The organism is Burkholderia sp. 9779_493 (assembly GCF_015712215.1).
Lineage (GTDB): Bacteria > Pseudomonadota > Gammaproteobacteria > Burkholderiales > Burkholderiaceae > Burkholderia > Burkholderia cenocepacia.
Map to the genome: position 1 here is coordinate 14,808 of NZ_JACCQA010000058.1, position 14,875 is coordinate 29,682.

The 14,875-nt window shown below is 68.3% G+C and carries 17 protein-coding genes; 8 read left to right on the forward strand and 9 right to left on the reverse strand.

Annotated elements, in window-relative coordinates:
* The first annotated feature begins 46 nt into the window (after positions 1 to 46).
* Genes rbsK through H0X95_RS33650 form a run of 3 tightly spaced genes read left to right on the forward strand, consistent with a single transcriptional unit; the run spans position 47 to position 3,442 of the window.
* The gene (rbsK, locus tag H0X95_RS33640; protein ID WP_006489721.1) at positions 47 to 973 is read left to right on the forward strand and encodes a ribokinase; all 927 of its coding nucleotides are present in this window, start codon (positions 47 to 49) and stop codon (positions 971 to 973) included.
* A 40-nt stretch (positions 974 to 1,013) separates the two neighbouring features.
* Complete coding sequence (gene fucP / locus H0X95_RS33645) at positions 1,014 to 2,387, forward strand: L-fucose:H+ symporter permease (protein ID WP_006498514.1); 1,374 nt, start codon at positions 1,014 to 1,016, stop codon at positions 2,385 to 2,387.
* A gap of 2 nt (positions 2,388 to 2,389) precedes the next feature.
* Positions 2,390 to 3,442 (forward strand): aldose 1-epimerase family protein, encoded by a 1,053-nt coding sequence (locus H0X95_RS33650; RefSeq protein WP_034203725.1) that lies wholly within the window; start codon positions 2,390 to 2,392, stop codon positions 3,440 to 3,442.
* Between the two features lie 58 nt (positions 3,443 to 3,500).
* Here H0X95_RS33650 and deoR read toward each other — a convergent pair whose 3' ends face one another.
* Positions 3,501 to 4,271, reverse strand: coding sequence for a DNA-binding transcriptional repressor DeoR (gene deoR / locus H0X95_RS33655; protein WP_006491525.1), 771 nt, complete (start codon positions 4,269 to 4,271; stop codon positions 3,501 to 3,503).
* Between the two features lie 146 nt (positions 4,272 to 4,417).
* Between deoR and deoC the strand changes: the two genes are divergently transcribed.
* The gene (gene deoC / locus H0X95_RS33660) at positions 4,418 to 5,098 is read left to right on the forward strand and encodes a deoxyribose-phosphate aldolase (RefSeq protein ID WP_034203726.1); all 681 of its coding nucleotides are present in this window, start codon (positions 4,418 to 4,420) and stop codon (positions 5,096 to 5,098) included.
* A 190-nt stretch (positions 5,099 to 5,288) separates the two neighbouring features.
* On the opposite strand, the gene H0X95_RS36090 is transcribed toward deoC, so the two are convergent.
* Positions 5,289 to 5,633, reverse strand: coding sequence for a hypothetical protein (locus H0X95_RS36090; protein WP_230878331.1), 345 nt, complete (start codon positions 5,631 to 5,633; stop codon positions 5,289 to 5,291).
* Between H0X95_RS36090 and H0X95_RS33670 the strand changes: the two genes are divergently transcribed.
* Together H0X95_RS33670 and H0X95_RS33675 are read left to right on the forward strand one after the other, a co-directional pair.
* Positions 5,616 to 6,443 (forward strand): phytanoyl-CoA dioxygenase family protein, encoded by an 828-nt coding sequence (locus tag H0X95_RS33670; protein ID WP_230626899.1) that lies wholly within the window; start codon positions 5,616 to 5,618, stop codon positions 6,441 to 6,443. The two genes, H0X95_RS36090 and H0X95_RS33670, sit on opposite strands and share 18 nt — an antisense overlap.
* 184 nt (positions 6,444 to 6,627) lie before the next feature.
* Positions 6,628 to 7,494, forward strand: coding sequence for a DUF2071 domain-containing protein (locus tag H0X95_RS33675; protein ID WP_012493784.1), 867 nt, complete (start codon positions 6,628 to 6,630; stop codon positions 7,492 to 7,494).
* An 8-nt stretch (positions 7,495 to 7,502) separates the two neighbouring features.
* Here the strand turns inward: H0X95_RS33675 and H0X95_RS33680 are convergent, their stop codons facing one another.
* Together H0X95_RS33680 and H0X95_RS33685 are read right to left on the reverse strand one after the other, a co-directional pair.
* Positions 7,503 to 8,450: an ATP-binding protein gene (locus tag H0X95_RS33680; RefSeq protein WP_407712157.1), complete on the reverse strand. Its 948-nt coding sequence runs from the start codon at positions 8,448 to 8,450 to the stop codon at positions 7,503 to 7,505.
* 26 nt (positions 8,451 to 8,476) lie between these two features.
* Entirely contained in the window at positions 8,477 to 9,385 is a 909-nt protein-coding gene (locus tag H0X95_RS33685) for a DMT family transporter (protein WP_059721731.1), read from the reverse strand.
* A 90-nt stretch (positions 9,386 to 9,475) separates the two neighbouring features.
* Here H0X95_RS33685 and H0X95_RS33690 point away from each other — a divergent pair, with 90 nt between their 5' ends.
* On the forward strand, positions 9,476 to 10,276 hold the full coding sequence (locus H0X95_RS33690; protein WP_059721730.1) for an AraC family transcriptional regulator: 801 nt from the start codon (positions 9,476 to 9,478) through the stop codon (positions 10,274 to 10,276).
* A gap of 14 nt (positions 10,277 to 10,290) precedes the next feature.
* Here the strand turns inward: H0X95_RS33690 and H0X95_RS33695 are convergent, their stop codons facing one another.
* Together H0X95_RS33695 and H0X95_RS33700 are read right to left on the reverse strand one after the other, a co-directional pair.
* Positions 10,291 to 10,776 carry an anthrone oxygenase family protein gene (locus H0X95_RS33695; RefSeq protein ID WP_058903737.1) on the reverse strand — a complete coding sequence of 162 codons (486 nt, stop codon included), beginning with the start codon at positions 10,774 to 10,776 and terminating at the stop codon, positions 10,291 to 10,293.
* Positions 10,777 to 10,778: 2 nt separating this feature from the next.
* On the reverse strand, positions 10,779 to 11,603 hold the full coding sequence (locus H0X95_RS33700) for an NmrA family transcriptional regulator (RefSeq protein WP_059721791.1): 825 nt from the start codon (positions 11,601 to 11,603) through the stop codon (positions 10,779 to 10,781).
* A gap of 94 nt (positions 11,604 to 11,697) precedes the next feature.
* Here H0X95_RS33700 and H0X95_RS33705 point away from each other — a divergent pair, with 94 nt between their 5' ends.
* Positions 11,698 to 12,363 (forward strand): TetR/AcrR family transcriptional regulator, encoded by a 666-nt coding sequence (locus tag H0X95_RS33705; protein WP_006489724.1) that lies wholly within the window; start codon positions 11,698 to 11,700, stop codon positions 12,361 to 12,363.
* Positions 12,364 to 12,434: 71 nt separating this feature from the next.
* Here the strand turns inward: H0X95_RS33705 and H0X95_RS33710 are convergent, their stop codons facing one another.
* From H0X95_RS33710 to H0X95_RS33720, 3 genes are all read right to left on the reverse strand, one after another.
* Positions 12,435 to 13,289, reverse strand: a complete 855-nt coding sequence (locus tag H0X95_RS33710) for a 3-hydroxybutyryl-CoA dehydrogenase (protein ID WP_006489742.1) — start codon at positions 13,287 to 13,289, stop codon at positions 12,435 to 12,437.
* Positions 13,290 to 13,327: 38 nt separating this feature from the next.
* Complete coding sequence (gene bktB, locus H0X95_RS33715; protein WP_059721729.1) at positions 13,328 to 14,521, reverse strand: beta-ketothiolase BktB; 1,194 nt, start codon at positions 14,519 to 14,521, stop codon at positions 13,328 to 13,330.
* Between the two features lie 49 nt (positions 14,522 to 14,570).
* A partial coding sequence (locus H0X95_RS33720) for a 4Fe-4S dicluster domain-containing protein (RefSeq protein ID WP_196446005.1) occupies positions 14,571 to 14,875 on the reverse strand: 305 nt, incomplete at its 5' end.

Here is a 14,875-nt window from a genome sequence, read left to right on the forward strand (position 1 = left end):
ACCATGCGCGCGCCGCGGCGCATCCCATACCAAGGAAGAGACGCAGATGGAGACAATCGCCGTCATCGGCAGCAACATGGTCGACCTCGTGACCTATGTCGCGCGCATGCCCGCCCGGGGCGAGACGCTGGAGGCCCCGAACTTCGAGCTCGGCTGCGGCGGCAAGGGCGCGAACCAGGCCGTCGCGGCCGCGCGCCTCGGCGCGCGCGTCGTGATGGTCACGAAAGTCGGCGACGACGTGTTCGCCGACAACACGATCCGCAACTTCGAACGCGAAGGCATCGACACCACGCACGTGCGCAAGGTCGCCGGCGTGCCGAGCGGCGTCGCGCCGATCTTCGTCGAACCCGATTCGAGCAACAGCATCCTGATCGTCAAGGGCGCGAACCGCCACCTGCGGCCGGCCGACATCGACGCGGCCGCGCCGATGCTCGCCGAATGCGCGCTGATCGTGCTGCAGCTCGAGATCGAGCTCGACACCGTCTATCACGCGATCGAATTCGGCGCGCGGCACGGCATTCCGGTATTGCTGAATCCCGCACCGGCGGTCGCCGACCTCGATTTCGAACGCATCCGCTCCGTCGAATTCTTCGTGCCGAACGAAACCGAGCTCGCGATCGTGTCGGGTATGCCGGTCGATTCGCGCGAAAGTGCGACCCGCGCCGCCGAAGCGCTGGTCGCGCGCGGGCTCAAGCACGTGCTCGTCACGCTCGGCAGCAACGGTTCGCTGCTGGTATCGCGCGACGGCGTGCGGCACGTGCCGGGCGTGCCGGTCGACGCGCGCGACACGACGGGCGCGGGCGACGCGTATATCGGCTGCTTCGCGCGCTGCTATGCCGCGTCGCGCGACGCGATCGATGCGATGCGTTACGCATCCGCGTACGCCGCGCATTCGGTCACGGGCCTCGGCACGCAGAAGTCGTACGCCGACGCCGCGACGTTCGAACGCTTTCTCCGCGACGCCGGCTTCTGACCGGCGCCTTCATCGACGAGACATTGGGAAGGAGACACCCATGAGCCGAACCCGGATCGAACACGCCCCCGACGGCTATTACCTGAATCGCACGCCGCTCTTCGCGTTCACGCTGCTGTGCTGCCTGTTCGCGCTGTGGGGCACCGCCGCGAACCTGAACGACGTGCTGATCGCGCAGTTCAAGAAATCGTTCTTCCTGTCCGATTTCGAATCGGCGTTCGTGCAGTCCGCGTTCTATCTCGGCTACTTCTTCCTTGCGATTCCGGCCGCGACCGTCGTGAAGAAGTTCAGCTACAAGACGACGATCCTCGTCGGCCTGCTGCTCTACACGACCGGCTGCCTGCTGTTCTTCCCGGCCGCGTCGATGGCGAAGTACGGGATGTTCCTCGTCGCGCTGTTCGTGATCGCCGCGGGCCTGTCGTTCCTCGAAACGGCGTCGAACTCGTATTCGACGCTGATGGGCCCGCGCGGCACCAGCACCCGGCGCCTGAACATCTCGCAGACGTTCTACCCGTTCGGCGCGATGGCCGGCGTCTACATGGGCAGCTTCCTGATCTTCAAGGAAGGCGACGCGTCGCATGCGCAGCTCGCGGCGATGTCGGCCGCCGACGCGCACACGCATCAGCTCGCGATGATCCAGGCGACGCTCGAGCCGTACAAATGGCTGATCGTCGTGCTCGTCGCGGTGTTCATCGTATTTGCGCTCACGCCGTACCCGGCCTGCAAGGGCAACGGCACGGGCGCGGTCACGCACCGGATCGACGCGCGCGGCACGCTCGCGCGGCTGTTCGGCAACCGGCGCTTCGTCGCGGGCGTGGTCGCGCAGTTCCTGTACGTCGGCGCGCAGGTCGGCGTGTGGAGCTTCACGATCCGGCTCGCGATGCAGATCGGCGGCCTCACCGAGCGCGGCGCGTCGCGCTACCTGCTCGCGACCTTCTTCGCGTTCTTCGTCGGCAAGCTGGTCGCGACGCTCGTGATGAAACGCGTCGGGCCGGCCAAGGTGCTGATCGTCTACGGCATCCTGTGCATCGCGCTGCTCGCGTACACGATCAGCGTGCACAACATCACCGCCGTCTATGCGGCCGTGTGCGTGAGCGTCTTCCTCGGCCCGTGCTGGCCGACGATCTACGGGCTGACGATCGACGGCCTCGGCAAGGACACCGAATACGGCGGCTCGATCCTCGTGATGAGCATCGTCGGCGGCGCGGTCGTGCCGCTGATCCAGGGGCTGATCTCGGATCACACCGGCGGCAACATGCAGCTCGCGTTCGTCGTGCCGCTCGTCTGCTTCGTCGTGATCGTCTACTACGGCTTCTACTGCCTGCGTCACCTGCCGGCGGCGACGCCCGACGCGGCGGCCGACGGCCACGCGTCCACGCGCTACGCCGCGACGCGCAACACGTCGGGAGCCTGACGATGCGGGGCGAGATCGAACTGCGGCGCGACGACTTCCGCGAAACACCGCGCACGCTGTACCGCACCGACGGCCTCACCGTGACCGCGTTCGCGTATCCGTCCGGCGTCGAGGCGCTGAAGCTCGCGAACCGTCGCGGCCATCTCGTCGTGCTGCCGTATCTCGGCCAGATGATCTGGGCGGCCGAATTCGACGGCCGCGACCTGACGATGAAGCACATGTTCCGGCAGCCGAAGCGCGTGGCGTCGATCATCGACACCTACGGCTGCTTCATGTTCCACAGCGGACTGCTGCGCAACGGCTGCCCGGGGCCGGACGACACGCACGCGCTGCACGGCGAGATGCCGTGCGCGCCGATGGACCGCGCGAGCCTCGTCGTCGGCGCGGATGCGCGCGGCGCGACGGTCGAGGTGACCGGCGAGTACGAATACGTGCAGGGCTTCGGCAGCCACTACGTCGCGCGTCCGTCGGTGCGGCTGGCCGAGCACGATGCGCGGATGACGATCGCGATGGACGTGACGAACCTCGGCGGCGCGCCGATGGACCTGATGTACATGGCCCACCTGAACTACACGTACGTGCCGGGCGGCCGCTTCGAGCAGTCGCTCCCGCCTGGCGGCATGCGGCTGCGCGACAGCGTGCCCGCGCACGTGAAGCCGACCGCCGCGTGGCGCGACTACACGGCCACGCTCGCGCGCGATCCGGCGCGGCTCGCGACGCTCGATGCGCCCGCGCTGTACGACCCCGAGATCGTGTTCTTCATGAACGAGGTTGAAACGGACGGCGACGGCGTCGCGCATTTCCGGCTCGCGCATCCGGACGGCGGCGCGTTCCACACCGCGTACCGCCCCGCGCAATTCCCACATGCGACGCGCTGGATCCTGCACAACGCGGACCAGCAGGTCGCCGCGTTCGCGTTGCCGTCGACCTGCGAGCCCGAAGGTTACGAAGCCGAACGCCGCAAGGGCCACGTCGCGGCGCTGGCGCCGGGCGCGTCGCGCCGCTTCGACGTGGTCACCGGCTACCTGAGCGCGGCGGAAGCGCGCGATGCGTGATGTGATGGAAAACGTGATGAAAACCGCGACGAAAAGCGCGCCGCACGCCCGCGCCGCCTCACGTCACGAGCGCGATCCCGTGCTCGCGGATCGCGGTTTCGTAGCGACGGCTCAGTTGCCCGTCGGAGATCACGTAGTTGAAATCGGTCAGTTCCGCGAAATAGGCCGCGCGCACTTCGTCGAACTTCGTGTGGTCGACCAGCAGGAAGCGGTTCTGCGCGCGCGCCATCACCTTCTTCTTCGCATCGACTTCGTGGAAGTTGAAGCACGTGACGCCGCAGCGGTCGCTCACGCCGGCCGCCGAGATGAACGCCTTCGACACGCGCACCGAATCGAGGATGCCCGTTTCGGCAACCGATTCGAACACCATGTTCTGGCGGTGATACGCGCCGCCGCACAGGATCACGTTGCAATGCGGCTTCTGCTGCAGCTTCGCGAACACGTTCAGCGAATTGCAGACCGCCGTGAATTCGAGGTCGTCGGCAATGAAATCGACGATGAACGGCGTGGTCGACCCGCAGTCGACGAAGATCGTGTCGCCGGTCGTCACGAATTGCGCGGCCAGCTTGCCGATGCGGCGCTTTTCCTCGGTCTGCCGGTTGTTCTCGGCGCTGATCAGGTATTCGCCGATGTCGCTGCGCTGCGCGGCGAAATGGCGCGTCACGTAGCCGCCGATCAGGCTGAGGCCGTGCGGGTTGTCCGCGAGATCGCGGCGGATCGTCATTTCGGACACGCCGAACAACTCGGCGACTTCCTTCAGATGAATCGCGTTCTGCCCTTGCAGCACGTTCATCAATGTCTTGATCCGCTCGCCCTTCTTTGTTTCCATGCCTGTATCCTGCGTGCCCGCCGCGTGAGTCGCTCGTCGTGCCGGGCGCGCGGGCCCGGCCGGAATGTCGTATTTGTAACAAACCGATGTGAAAACATCAACTTTCCGTGTGCCCTTTCCGCACACGATCCGTGGAGTCCTGACACATGCCGCTTTCCAACGCCCAACTCGCCCAAACCATCGATCACACGCTGCTCGCGCCCGACGCGAGCGACGCGCAGATCCGCGAACTCTGCCGCCAGGCGGCCGAGCATCGCTTTTACTCGGTCTGCGTGAATTCGGCGAACGTGCCGCTCGCCGCGCGCGAGCTGGCCGATACCGGCGTGCTCGTGTGTGCCGTGGTCGGCTTTCCGCTCGGCGCGGGGCTGTCCGCCGCGAAGGCATTCGAAGCCACCGCCGCGATCGCGGCGGGCGCCGGCGAGATCGACATGGTGATCAACATCGGCGCGCTGAAAAGCGGCCGCGCCGACGACGTGAAGGCCGACATCGACGCCGTGCATCGCGCGTGCGGCACGGTGCCGCTCAAGGTGATCCTCGAAACGGGGTTGCTGACCGACGACGAGAAGGTGCGCGTGTGCGAGATGTGCCGCGATCTCGGCGTCGCGTTCGTGAAGACGTCGACCGGGTTCGGCCACGGCGGCGCGACGCTCGCCGACGTCGCGCTGATGCGCCGCACGGTCGGACCGACGCTCGGCGTGAAGGCGTCGGGCGGCGTGCGCGACCGCGCGGCCGCGCTCGCGATGCTCGAAGCCGGCGCGACGCGGCTCGGTACGAGCTCGGGAGTGGCGATCGTCAGCGATCAGGCGGGCGGCGGATCGGGGTACTGACGCGCGAACGGCCGGCCTTCGCACGCGTGCATCACACGTCAAGACTGGCCGTCGAAACGCCTCGCGCAGGTTCCGGCCGGACCCGGTCCGACGTCGGACGCACGCCAGGCGACGCTCGGTGCGGCACACGCCATCGACGGCCAGCACGGCGATGCTGCGATGGGTGGTGCACACATCGGCTGCACCACCGCTACGGCGGCGCCGGCCGGGTACCGCGCTCGCCCGGCACGTGGCGGCATCGCGACGTCCACGTTGCCCCGCCCGCGCCATTCACGACCCGATAGCCCTTGTCGCAGAACGCGTCGGGCTGCTCGGCCGTCGGCAACCAACGTAAGGTATCGAACAGAAGCGTCCTTCGCGAAAATACGAAAATCGAAAAATCAGAGGCCGTCTGCATCGCTTCGCGATCCGTGAACTCATCGTCAAGGTTCCAATGCAAGCCAATCTTCGGTCCCGGTTCCATCACGACGGCTTTGCGGTCATCAACGGGCTGATCGACACCGCGGAGATCGAAGACTTGCGCGAAATCGGCCATCGTCTGCTCGGCAGTCGCACGGGCTACGCCCAGGGCCTGATGTTCGATTTCTATCCCGAGTCGAACGGGGGCGATTCCGGGCCTCAACTTCTCCAACTTCACTGGGCGTCCTATTTCGAGCGTCGGCTGGCGAAACTCCGTATCCGCTGCGCCGCGTTCGATATCGCCAAGGCGCTGCTCGGCCCGAATGTTCGTTTTGCCGGCGACAGCTTTTTCCTGAAGCAGTCGCGTACGGACACCGTGACGCCATGGCATCAGGACGACGCGTTTACCGACGCGCGCATCGACCATCGCGAAGTCAACTTCTGGATTCCGTTGCAAGCCGTGTCGGTCGACAACGGGTGCATGCGGTTCATCCCCGGGTCTCACCTGTACGACGTCCTTCCGCACGTACCGCTCGGGGGCGACGTGACCGCCCATGGGCTCGAGTGCGTCGGCGGATTCGATCCGGCGCGCGCCGTGACGTGTCCGTTGATGCCGGGAGACTGCACCGTGCATGCGGGGCGCACGCTGCACGCCGCGGGGGCAAACTTCTCGGATCGGCCGCGGTACGCGTATGCGCTCAATTTCCGGTTACCACGACGGTGCTCGAGTACGACGACGAACTTTCCCTGGCACGACACGTGGCGCCCCTCGCGCATCGAGCGCTCCCAGGCGTCCCGGAATCTACGTGGGTGCTGGCCGTCCCTTCTGCACGAACTGTACACGTTCGATTTTCGCAATCCGTTCGAGTGGCGACTCGCGGGCGGCAGGATCGCGCGTTGGCTGAACGCGCCGCGGCAACCGATGCGCGAACCCGAGCCGGAATGAATCGCGGCGGGATCGGTGGAGCGCCGCCCCATCTCCCGGACGCGCGGGTCGGCGGAAATTTTCCATCGATTCCGGCGCGATCCGTCGCACGAGCGTGCATCATGCGGGCGGCGTCCGGCAAATGCACGGCGTTCGGCCAAGGACGCTGGCTCGCCTCTTCCGCACACATGACAACCCCGGCACAATGCCGCCCATGCGCTACGACAATACCTTCGTCTACCCGTCCTCCGGCTTCGCCGGCCGGCTCGCCAACCGGATCGTCGCGAGCGGCCCGCTGCTGCGCGCACGCCGCGCGCTGCTGTCGCGGCTGCCGTTCCTGCAGCTCGCGAGCGACGTCGAGCACGTCGTGTATTGCACGTGGGTCGTCGATGTCGCGGCCGTCGCGCCGCTCGTGCCGCGCGGCGTCACGCTCGCGAGCCGTGGCGGCCGCACGCTGTTCACGACGCTCACCTACCGGCACCGCCACTTCGGCCCGCGGCTCGCCGGCCCGCTGCGGCGCGTGTTTCCGTCGCCGCTGCAAAGCAACTGGCGGCTCTACGTCGACGCGCTGCCGGACGGCGCGCCGGCCGGGCGCACCGTGCTGTTCGTGAAGAACGTGTTCGACCACCCGCTCTATGCGCTCGGCAGCCGGCTGTTCAGCGACGCGCTGCCGTCGCATCTCGCGCGGCCCTTCACGCATGCGGCGCGCGACGGACGCTACGACACGCTGCTGGCCGCGAGCGGCGGCAGCGCACCCGACTTCCGCTGCACGGCCGAAGCGTCGCACGACCGCACGCTGCCCGACGCCTTCGCGCCGTTCTTCGACGACTGGCGCGCGGCGGTCGCCGCGCTGTCGCTGCAGCACGCGGCCGTCGCCCATGTGGCAGACTGCGATCGCCTCGCGCATGCGTCGATCGACCTGCCGATCGACGTCGACGCGGTGCGGCCGCTCAAGACGATCGGCCCCGCAGGCGGCGGCGACTTCCTCGCCCGCATCGGCGCGACCGGCGAGCCGCTGTGCTTCGTCGTGCCGGACGTCGCATTCCGCGTCCTGTCCGAGCGGCTGCTGTAGCGCGCGGCTCAGGCGCGCCGGCGCCCCGGCGGGCGTTCGTCCGCACCGCTTGCGTCCGCGAGCCGTCCCGCGTAATCGCGCGCGAACTGCACCGCGATGCGGCCCGAACGCGCGCCGCGTTCGAGCGCCCACTGCAGCGCGGGCTCGCGGGCCGCGCGAATCTGCGCGTCATCGAAACCGGCCGCGCCGAGCCGGCTCTCGACGACGGCCAGGTACTCGTCCTGCGTGAAGCCGTAGAACGTGACCCAGATCCCGAAGCGCTCGGACAGCGAAATCCGCTCCTCGACCGCGTCGCCCGGGTGCAGCTCGCCATTCTCCGCACGCGTCACGTTCGCGTTGTCGCTCGCCTGCTCGGGCATCAGGTGGCGGCGATTCGACGTCGCGTACACGAGCACGTTCGACAGGTCGCTCGCGACCGAGCCGTCGAGCACCGTCTTGAGCCCCTTGTAGCCGGTCTCGCCGGCCTCGAACGACAGGTCGTCGCAAAACACGAGGTAGCGCTCGGGCCGCGCGCGCACCAGCTCGACGATCGCCGGCAGATCGTTCAGCCCTTCCTTGCTGACCTCGATCAACCGCAGGCCGTGCGCCGCGAACGCATGCAGGCACGCCTTCACGATCGACGACTTGCCGGTACCGCGCGCGCCGGTCAGCAACACGTGATTGGCCGCGAACCCGTGCACGAACTGGCGCGTGTTCCGCTCGACGATCGCCGCCTGCCGGCCGACGTTGCGCAGCGCGTCGAACCCGACGAGCGCGGGCGTGGCGATCGGTTCGAGCGGCGCCGTTCGATGGCCGCCGCCGACACCGCACCAGCGAAACGCAATGGCCGCATCGAAATCGACCGCGGCCGGCTGGCGGATGCCCGCCAACGCCTCGAGCGCGGTCGCGATCCGTTCGAGCTGGCGCGCGAGCGCCGGCGCGGCGCCGGGCGCGCATTCGTCCGGCAGCATGGCCATCAGGTCCTGGAGGTCCGCATGCGCGCTCATTGGCGGGCTCCTTGCGATGCACCGGCTTGAAACGGAAACCGCTGCGCGAGCGCGACGCCGAGCAGCGCGACACCGCCGCCGATCAGGTGATACAGCCGCAGCGATTCGCCGAGCAGCACGATCGCGCCGCCGGCCGTCATCACGGGCAGCAGGTTCATGAACATCGCGCAGCGGCTCGGGCCGAGCAGCCGCACGCCCTGCATCCACAGATACGGGAGCACCACCGACGCCAGCACGCCGGCATACAGGATCAGCGGCACGCTCGCGCGCGTCGGCCATGCGGCCTGCGCGGGCAGCCGCAGCAGCATCGGCGCCATGAACACGAGCGCGGCCAGCGCCTGCACGTAAGTCGACTGCCACGCCGGCAGCGCGCCGATGCGCCAGCGCTTGAGCAGCACGCCGTACAGCGCGTACGCGGCCGACGCGGCCAGCATCAGCAGGTCGCCCAGCTGCACGCCGTGCGCGGCGATCGCCGTCGGGTGCCCTTCGGCGATCAGGTAGACGACGCCCGCGAGCGACAGCACGCCGCCGCCGATCATGCCGGCGCCCGGCGGATCGCCGAGCAGCAGCGAGCTCAGCAGCATCGTCATCAGCGGCACGAGCGCGGTGATGATCGCCATGTTGGTCGCGCTGGTCGTTTTCGCGGCCTCGTAGGACAGGCTCTGGAACAGCGCCATCGCGAGAAAGCCGAGCACCGCGAGCTTCGGCAGGTGCGCGACGAGCACCGCGCGATTGCGCCACGCGGGGCGCAGCGTGAAGACGCTCATCAGCGCGACGGCGAGCAGCAACCGGTAGAACGTGATGGCCGACGGGTCGATCGTCGACGCGGACAGCTTCGAGACGACGACGTTGCCGGCCCACAGCGCGATCGCGCAGAAGGGGAGCAGAAAAGGAGACTTGTTCATCGCGTTGGACGGATTAATATCGTGACAGGGAGGCTGGCGTGAATCGGAACGCCATCGTGCCCGCCCGCCCACTGCCTGTCTCACGCCAAAATGTCACGACTTGTCGCCAATCGGACACTCGAGTCCACCCCGCCGTTTGCGCACCTGCGCTACGAATCGACGCCGATGCCCGTGTCGGCGATGGCGGCCACCTACGTGCACGGCACGTCGATCGCGCCGCACCGCCATCGGCGCGCGCAACTGCTCTATGCGATCGAGGGCGTGATGCACGTCGAATCCGAAGGTGCATCGTGGGTCGTGCCGCCGACGCGCGGCGTATGGCTCGAAGCCGGGCTCGACCATACGGTGCAGATGAGCGGCGACGTGCAGATGCGCACGGTGTTCGTCGAGCCGGGCGCGGTCGAGCACCTGCCCGCGCGCAGTTGCGTCGTCGAAGTGCATCCGCTGCTGCGCGAGCTGATCCTCGCCGCGGTCGACGTGCCGCTCGATTACGCGCCGGGCTCGCGCCACGATCACCTGATGCACCTGCTGCTTGCGGAAGTGACCGTCGCGCCGCTGCTGCCGCTGTACCTGCCGTGGCCGCACGACGCGCGCCTGCGGACGATCTGCGACACGCTGGTCGCCACGCCCGACGACCTGCGCACGATCGCCGAGTGGGCCGACCTGCTCGGCCTGTCGGTCCGCACGCTGCATCGCGCGTTCCGGCGCGAGACGGGGCTCAGCTTCCGCCGCTGGCGCGAGCAGGCGCGGCTGCTGCTCGCACTCAAGCGTCTGGCGCACGGCGAAAAAGTGCTGACCGTCGCGATGGATCACGGCTACAGCAGCCAGAGCGCGTTCTCCGCGATGTTCAAGCGGCACTTCGGGATGTCGCCGTCGGCGTTTTACGCGTAACGGCGGCGCTGCCGCTAGCGCGCCGCGAGTGCCGCGATGAAGCATGCGCATGCGGCCGCCGACGCCACCGTGCGCACGTGATTCCACCTCGTCCAGTCGTGCAGGTAGCGCGTCCATAGCGCCGCGCCTTGCGCCGTGGCCGGATCGGCTGCGGCGAGCGCATCGTTGAGCGGCACGTTGACGGCCAGCGTCACCGCGAACATGCCGAACACGTACAGCACGCCGCCGGCGAGCGCCGCCATCGCGCCCGGCGAGTCGCGATCGAACAGCGCGATCACGACGAGCGCGAGCGCCATCAGCGTCGTGACGAGAAACAGCGGCATGAACGGCGAACGCACGATGTCGACGTTGATCGCGTTCATCGCGGCCGCGCCGGCCGGCGGCGCGAGCCGTCCGAGCGACGTCATCACGAACGTCGAGAACGCGAAGTACACGCCGGCCATCAACCCGCAGCCGATGGCGGAACCCCACAGCAACGCGGCCGTCACGAACGCGATCATGGTCAGGCGCTCCATACGCCGGTCGCGGCGACCGCGCGCGCATAGTCGGAGAAATCGCGCGCCGGGCGCCCGAGCGTGGCGTCGACGCCGTGCGTCACCGCGCTGTTGCGCCCGTCGAGCACCCCGTCGAACAGGTCGTCGAGCAACGCGACGACCGGCTCCGGCACGCCGACCTCGCGCAGCCCCGCGACGAATGCATCGTGCGGAATCTCGCGGTAGGCGATCGGCCGCCCGGCGGCCCGCGCGATTTCGTCGACCGCTTCCGCGAACGTCAGCGCGCGCGGGCCGGTGACCTCGATCACGCGGTCCGCGAACCGCGCATCGGTGAGCGCGGCCACGGCCACGTCCGCGATGTCGTCCGCATCGACGAACGGCTCGCGCACCGCGCCGGCGGGCAGCGCGACTTCGCCGGCCAGCACGCCGTCGAGCAGATAGCCTTCGGAGAAGTTCTGGTTGAACCAGCTTGCCCGCACGACACCCCAGCCCACGCCCGACGCCTGCAACGCAGCCTCGGCGGCCTGTGCGCGCGGCTCGCCGCGCCCGGACAGCAGCACCACGCGCTCGACGCCGCGATCCCGCGCGAGCCGCGCGAATCGGGCGATCGCGTCCACCGCGCCTTCGACGGCCAGATCGGGCTGGTAGGTCACATAGGCGGCCGACACGCCATCGAGCGCGGCCGGCCACGTTTCGGGCGCCGTCCAGTCGAAGCGGACGGCCGACGTGCGCGATACCGGCCGTGTCGCATGGCCGCGCGCACGCAGCCGGGCATCGACGCGGGCGCCCGTCTTGCCCGAACCGCCGACGATGAGGAGGGGAAGTGCCGACATGTGCGTCTCCTTTTGGAAAAACACGAGAATCTCTCGCATTTCAAAAACACGATAGACTCTCGCATTAGCAACGTCAAGCTTTTCGGGAGGCGGCATGGGCCGACAAAAATCGGGGCAGAGCGACGAGCCCGACGCGGCGGCAGCGGACGCGCCGGCGCGCGCGCGGCTGGTACCGACGCAGCAGCGCAGCCGCGAGCGGTTCGAGCGCATCCTCGCGTGCGCGTCGGAAGTGATGATCGAGAAAGGCTGCGACGCGTTCCGGATGAGCGACATCGTCGAACGCACGGGCATCTCGTTCGGTTCGCTGTACCAGTACTTTCCGGACAAGGCCGCGGTGATCGGCACGCTCGCGGAGCGCTACAACGCCGTCGGCCACGACTGCGTGCGGCGCGACCTCGCGGGAATGAAGACGATCGACGATCTGCACGCCACGCTCGCGCGCATCACGGACAGCTACTACCGGATGTTCGTCGACGAGCCGCTGATGCGCGACATCTGGCGCGCGACGCAGGCCGATCGCGCGCTGCAGGCACTGGATCGCGCGGACGGCGAATTCCTGGCCGGACTGTTCGCGGATGCGCTGGCGGAAGTCGCGCCCGACACGACGCGCGCACAGCGCAGCGCATTCGCGGAACTGATGATGATCCAGATCGCGGCGGCCGTACGCCATGCGATCACGCTGCCGCCGAAGGCGGCGCGGCACATGCTGGCGATGTTCAAGCGCGCGCTGCCGCGCGACCTGTCAGTGCTCGACGCGTAATCGCGCCGCGCGCGCCGCACCATGCACGCGGCCGCCCGAAGGCGGCCGCGCGAAGTGGCATGACGCGCCGCTTACTTGCTGTAGTCGTACACGCCGCGCCCGGTCTTGCGCCCGAGCCGCCCGGCCGACACCATCTCGCGCAGCAGCGGGCACGCGCGATACTTCGGATCGCCGAAGTCCTTCACGAACACGTCCATCACCGCGAGGCACACGTCGAGGCCCACGAGGTCGGCCAGCGCGAGCGGCCCGATCGGGTGGTTCGCGCCGAGCTTCATCCCCGCGTCGATTTCCTCGGCCGACGCGATGCCCTCGGCCAGCACGAAGAACGCTTCGTTGATCATCGGCACCAGGATCCGGTTCACGACGAAGCCCGGCGAATTGCGCACGCCGATCGGCGACTTGTCGAAACGCTCGGTCAGCGCGCGCACGGCCGACGCGGTCGCGTCGCTCGTCTGCAGCCCGCGGATGATCTCGACGAGCGGCATCAGCGGCACCGGGTTGAAGAAGTGCATGCCGAGAAAACGCGACGGATCGGCGAGCGGCGCCGCGAGCGCGGTGATCGAGATCGACGACGTGTTGGTCGCGATGATCGCGTCCGGGCGTGCGACGGCCTCGATCTGCTTCAGGATGCGGCCCTTCAGCTCGACGTTCTCGGTCGCGGCTTCGATCACGATGTCGACGGCGGCGAGCTTCGCGTAGTCGGTCGACGTCGTGATGCGCGCGAGCGCCGCATCGCGTGCGGCCGCGTCGAGCTTGTCCTTCGACACGAGCCGCTCGAGGCTGCCCTTCAGCGTCGCGAGACCCTTGTCGAGCGCGGCGTCGCTGACGTCGATCATCACGACGTTCAGTCCTGCAACGGCCGCCGTTTGCGCAATGCCGTTACCCATGGTTCCGGCGCCCACGACGCCGACGGTTTCGATGGCCATGAAATGTCCTGTGTGTTCGGATGCTGAGCGGTCGATTATCAGATGTTCTCGAAGATCGCCGCAATCCCCTGGCCGCCGCCGATGCACATCGTCACGAGCGCGTAACGCCCGCCGATGCGCTTCAGCTCGTACAGCGCCTTCACCGTGATCAGCGCGCCGGTCGCACCGATCGGGTGACCGAGCGAGATGCCCGAACCGTTCGGGTTGACCTTGGCCGGATCGAGGCCGAGCTCCTGCGTGACCGCGCACGCCTGGGCCGCGAATGCCTCGTTGGCTTCGATCACGTCGAGATCGCTGATCTTCAGGCCCGCGCGTTCGAGCGCCTTCTGCGTGGCCGGCACCGGGCCGATACCCATGTACGCCGGATCGACGCCCGCGTGCGCATACGCGACGAGGCGGGCGAGCGGCTTCACGCCCTGCGCGCGCGCGGCGTCCGCGCTCATCATCAGCACGGCGGCGGCGGCGTCGTTGATGCCCGATGCATTGCCGGCCGTCACGGTGCCGTTCTCCTTCGCGAACACCGGCTTGAGCTTCGTGAAATCGTCCGCGCTCGCGTCGTGACGCACGTGCTCGTCGGTGTCGAACGCGACTTCGCCCTTCTTGGTGCGGATCGAGATCGGCAGGATCTGGTCCTTGAAGCGCCCTTCCGCGATCGCGCGCGCCGCGCGACGATGCGATTCGAGCGCCAGCGCGTCCTGCGCTTCACGCGAGATGTCGTATTTCTTCGCGACGTTCTCGGCCGTCACGCCCATGTGGATCGTCTGGAACGGGTCGTGCAGCGCGCCGAGCATCATGTCGACGAGCTTGCCGTCGCCCATGCGCTGGCCGAAGCGCGCGGCCGGCACGGTGTACGGCGCGCGGCTCATGCTCTCCGAGCCGCCGCCGATCGCGACGTCGGCATCGCCGAGCATGATCGTCTGCGCGGCCGACACGATCGCCTGCAGGCCCGAGCCGCACAGGCGGTTCACGGTCAGCGCCGGCGTGTGCTGCGCGACGCCGCCGTTGATCGCCGCGACGCGCGCGAGATACATGTCCTTCGGCTCGGTGTTCACGACGTGGCCGAACACGACGTGCCCGACCGCATCGCCCGGCACGTTCGCGCGCGACAGCACTTCGGCGACCACCTTCGCGCCGAGATCGGTCGGCGAGAAATCCTTCAGGCTGCCGCCGAAATCACCGATCGCGGTACGGACACCGCTCACCACCACGACTTCCTTCGCTGCATTGCTCATCGTCTCACTCCGGTTCGTTCGCGCCCGCGGGGCGCGGGGATGCGTTGCGTTACATGTTCGGGTAATTCGGCCCGCCGCCGCCTTCCGGCGTGACCCACACGATGTTCTGCGTCGGGTCCTTGATGTCGCAGGTCTTGCAGTGCACGCAATTCTGCGCGTTGATCACGAGGCGCTCGCTGCCGTCGTCGTTCTTCACGAACTCGTACACCGCCGCCGGGCAAAAGCGCGCCTCCGGCCCCGCGTAGGTACGCAGGTTCACGTTCACCGGCACGCTCGCATCCTTCAGCGTCAGGTGCGCCGGCTGGTTCTCCTCGTGGTTCGTGTTCGAGATGAACACCGACGACAGCCGGTCGA

Bases quoted from the DNA above. Each gene is read 5' to 3' on its own strand.
- H0X95_RS33700 (WP_059721791.1), bottom strand. From the start codon at position 11,603: ATGTCGGCACTTCCCCTCCTCATCGTCGGCGGTTCGGGCAAGACGGGC.
- H0X95_RS33705 (WP_006489724.1), top strand. From the start codon at position 11,698: ATGGGCCGACAAAAATCGGGGCAGAGCGACGAGCCCGACGCGGCGGCA.
- rbsK (WP_006489721.1), top strand. From the start codon at position 47: ATGGAGACAATCGCCGTCATCGGCAGCAACATGGTCGACCTCGTGACC.
- H0X95_RS36090 (WP_230878331.1), bottom strand. From the start codon at position 5,633: ATGGCCGATTTCGCGCAAGTCTTCGATCTCCGCGGTGTCGATCAGCCC.
- H0X95_RS33690 (WP_059721730.1), top strand. From the start codon at position 9,476: ATGTCACGACTTGTCGCCAATCGGACACTCGAGTCCACCCCGCCGTTT.
- H0X95_RS33680 (WP_407712157.1), bottom strand. From the start codon at position 8,450: ATGGCCATGCTGCCGGACGAATGCGCGCCCGGCGCCGCGCCGGCGCTC.
- H0X95_RS33695 (WP_058903737.1), bottom strand. From the start codon at position 10,776: ATGATCGCGTTCGTGACGGCCGCGTTGCTGTGGGGTTCCGCCATCGGC.
- deoC (WP_034203726.1), top strand. From the start codon at position 4,418: ATGCCGCTTTCCAACGCCCAACTCGCCCAAACCATCGATCACACGCTG.
- bktB (WP_059721729.1), bottom strand. From the start codon at position 14,521: ATGAGCAATGCAGCGAAGGAAGTCGTGGTGGTGAGCGGTGTCCGTACC.
- H0X95_RS33710 (WP_006489742.1), bottom strand. From the start codon at position 13,289: ATGGCCATCGAAACCGTCGGCGTCGTGGGCGCCGGAACCATGGGTAAC.
- H0X95_RS33650 (WP_034203725.1), top strand. From the start codon at position 2,390: ATGCGGGGCGAGATCGAACTGCGGCGCGACGACTTCCGCGAAACACCG.
- deoR (WP_006491525.1), bottom strand. From the start codon at position 4,271: ATGGAAACAAAGAAGGGCGAGCGGATCAAGACATTGATGAACGTGCTG.
- H0X95_RS33685 (WP_059721731.1), bottom strand. From the start codon at position 9,385: ATGAACAAGTCTCCTTTTCTGCTCCCCTTCTGCGCGATCGCGCTGTGG.
- H0X95_RS33675 (WP_012493784.1), top strand. From the start codon at position 6,628: ATGCCGCCCATGCGCTACGACAATACCTTCGTCTACCCGTCCTCCGGC.
- fucP (WP_006498514.1), top strand. From the start codon at position 1,014: ATGAGCCGAACCCGGATCGAACACGCCCCCGACGGCTATTACCTGAAT.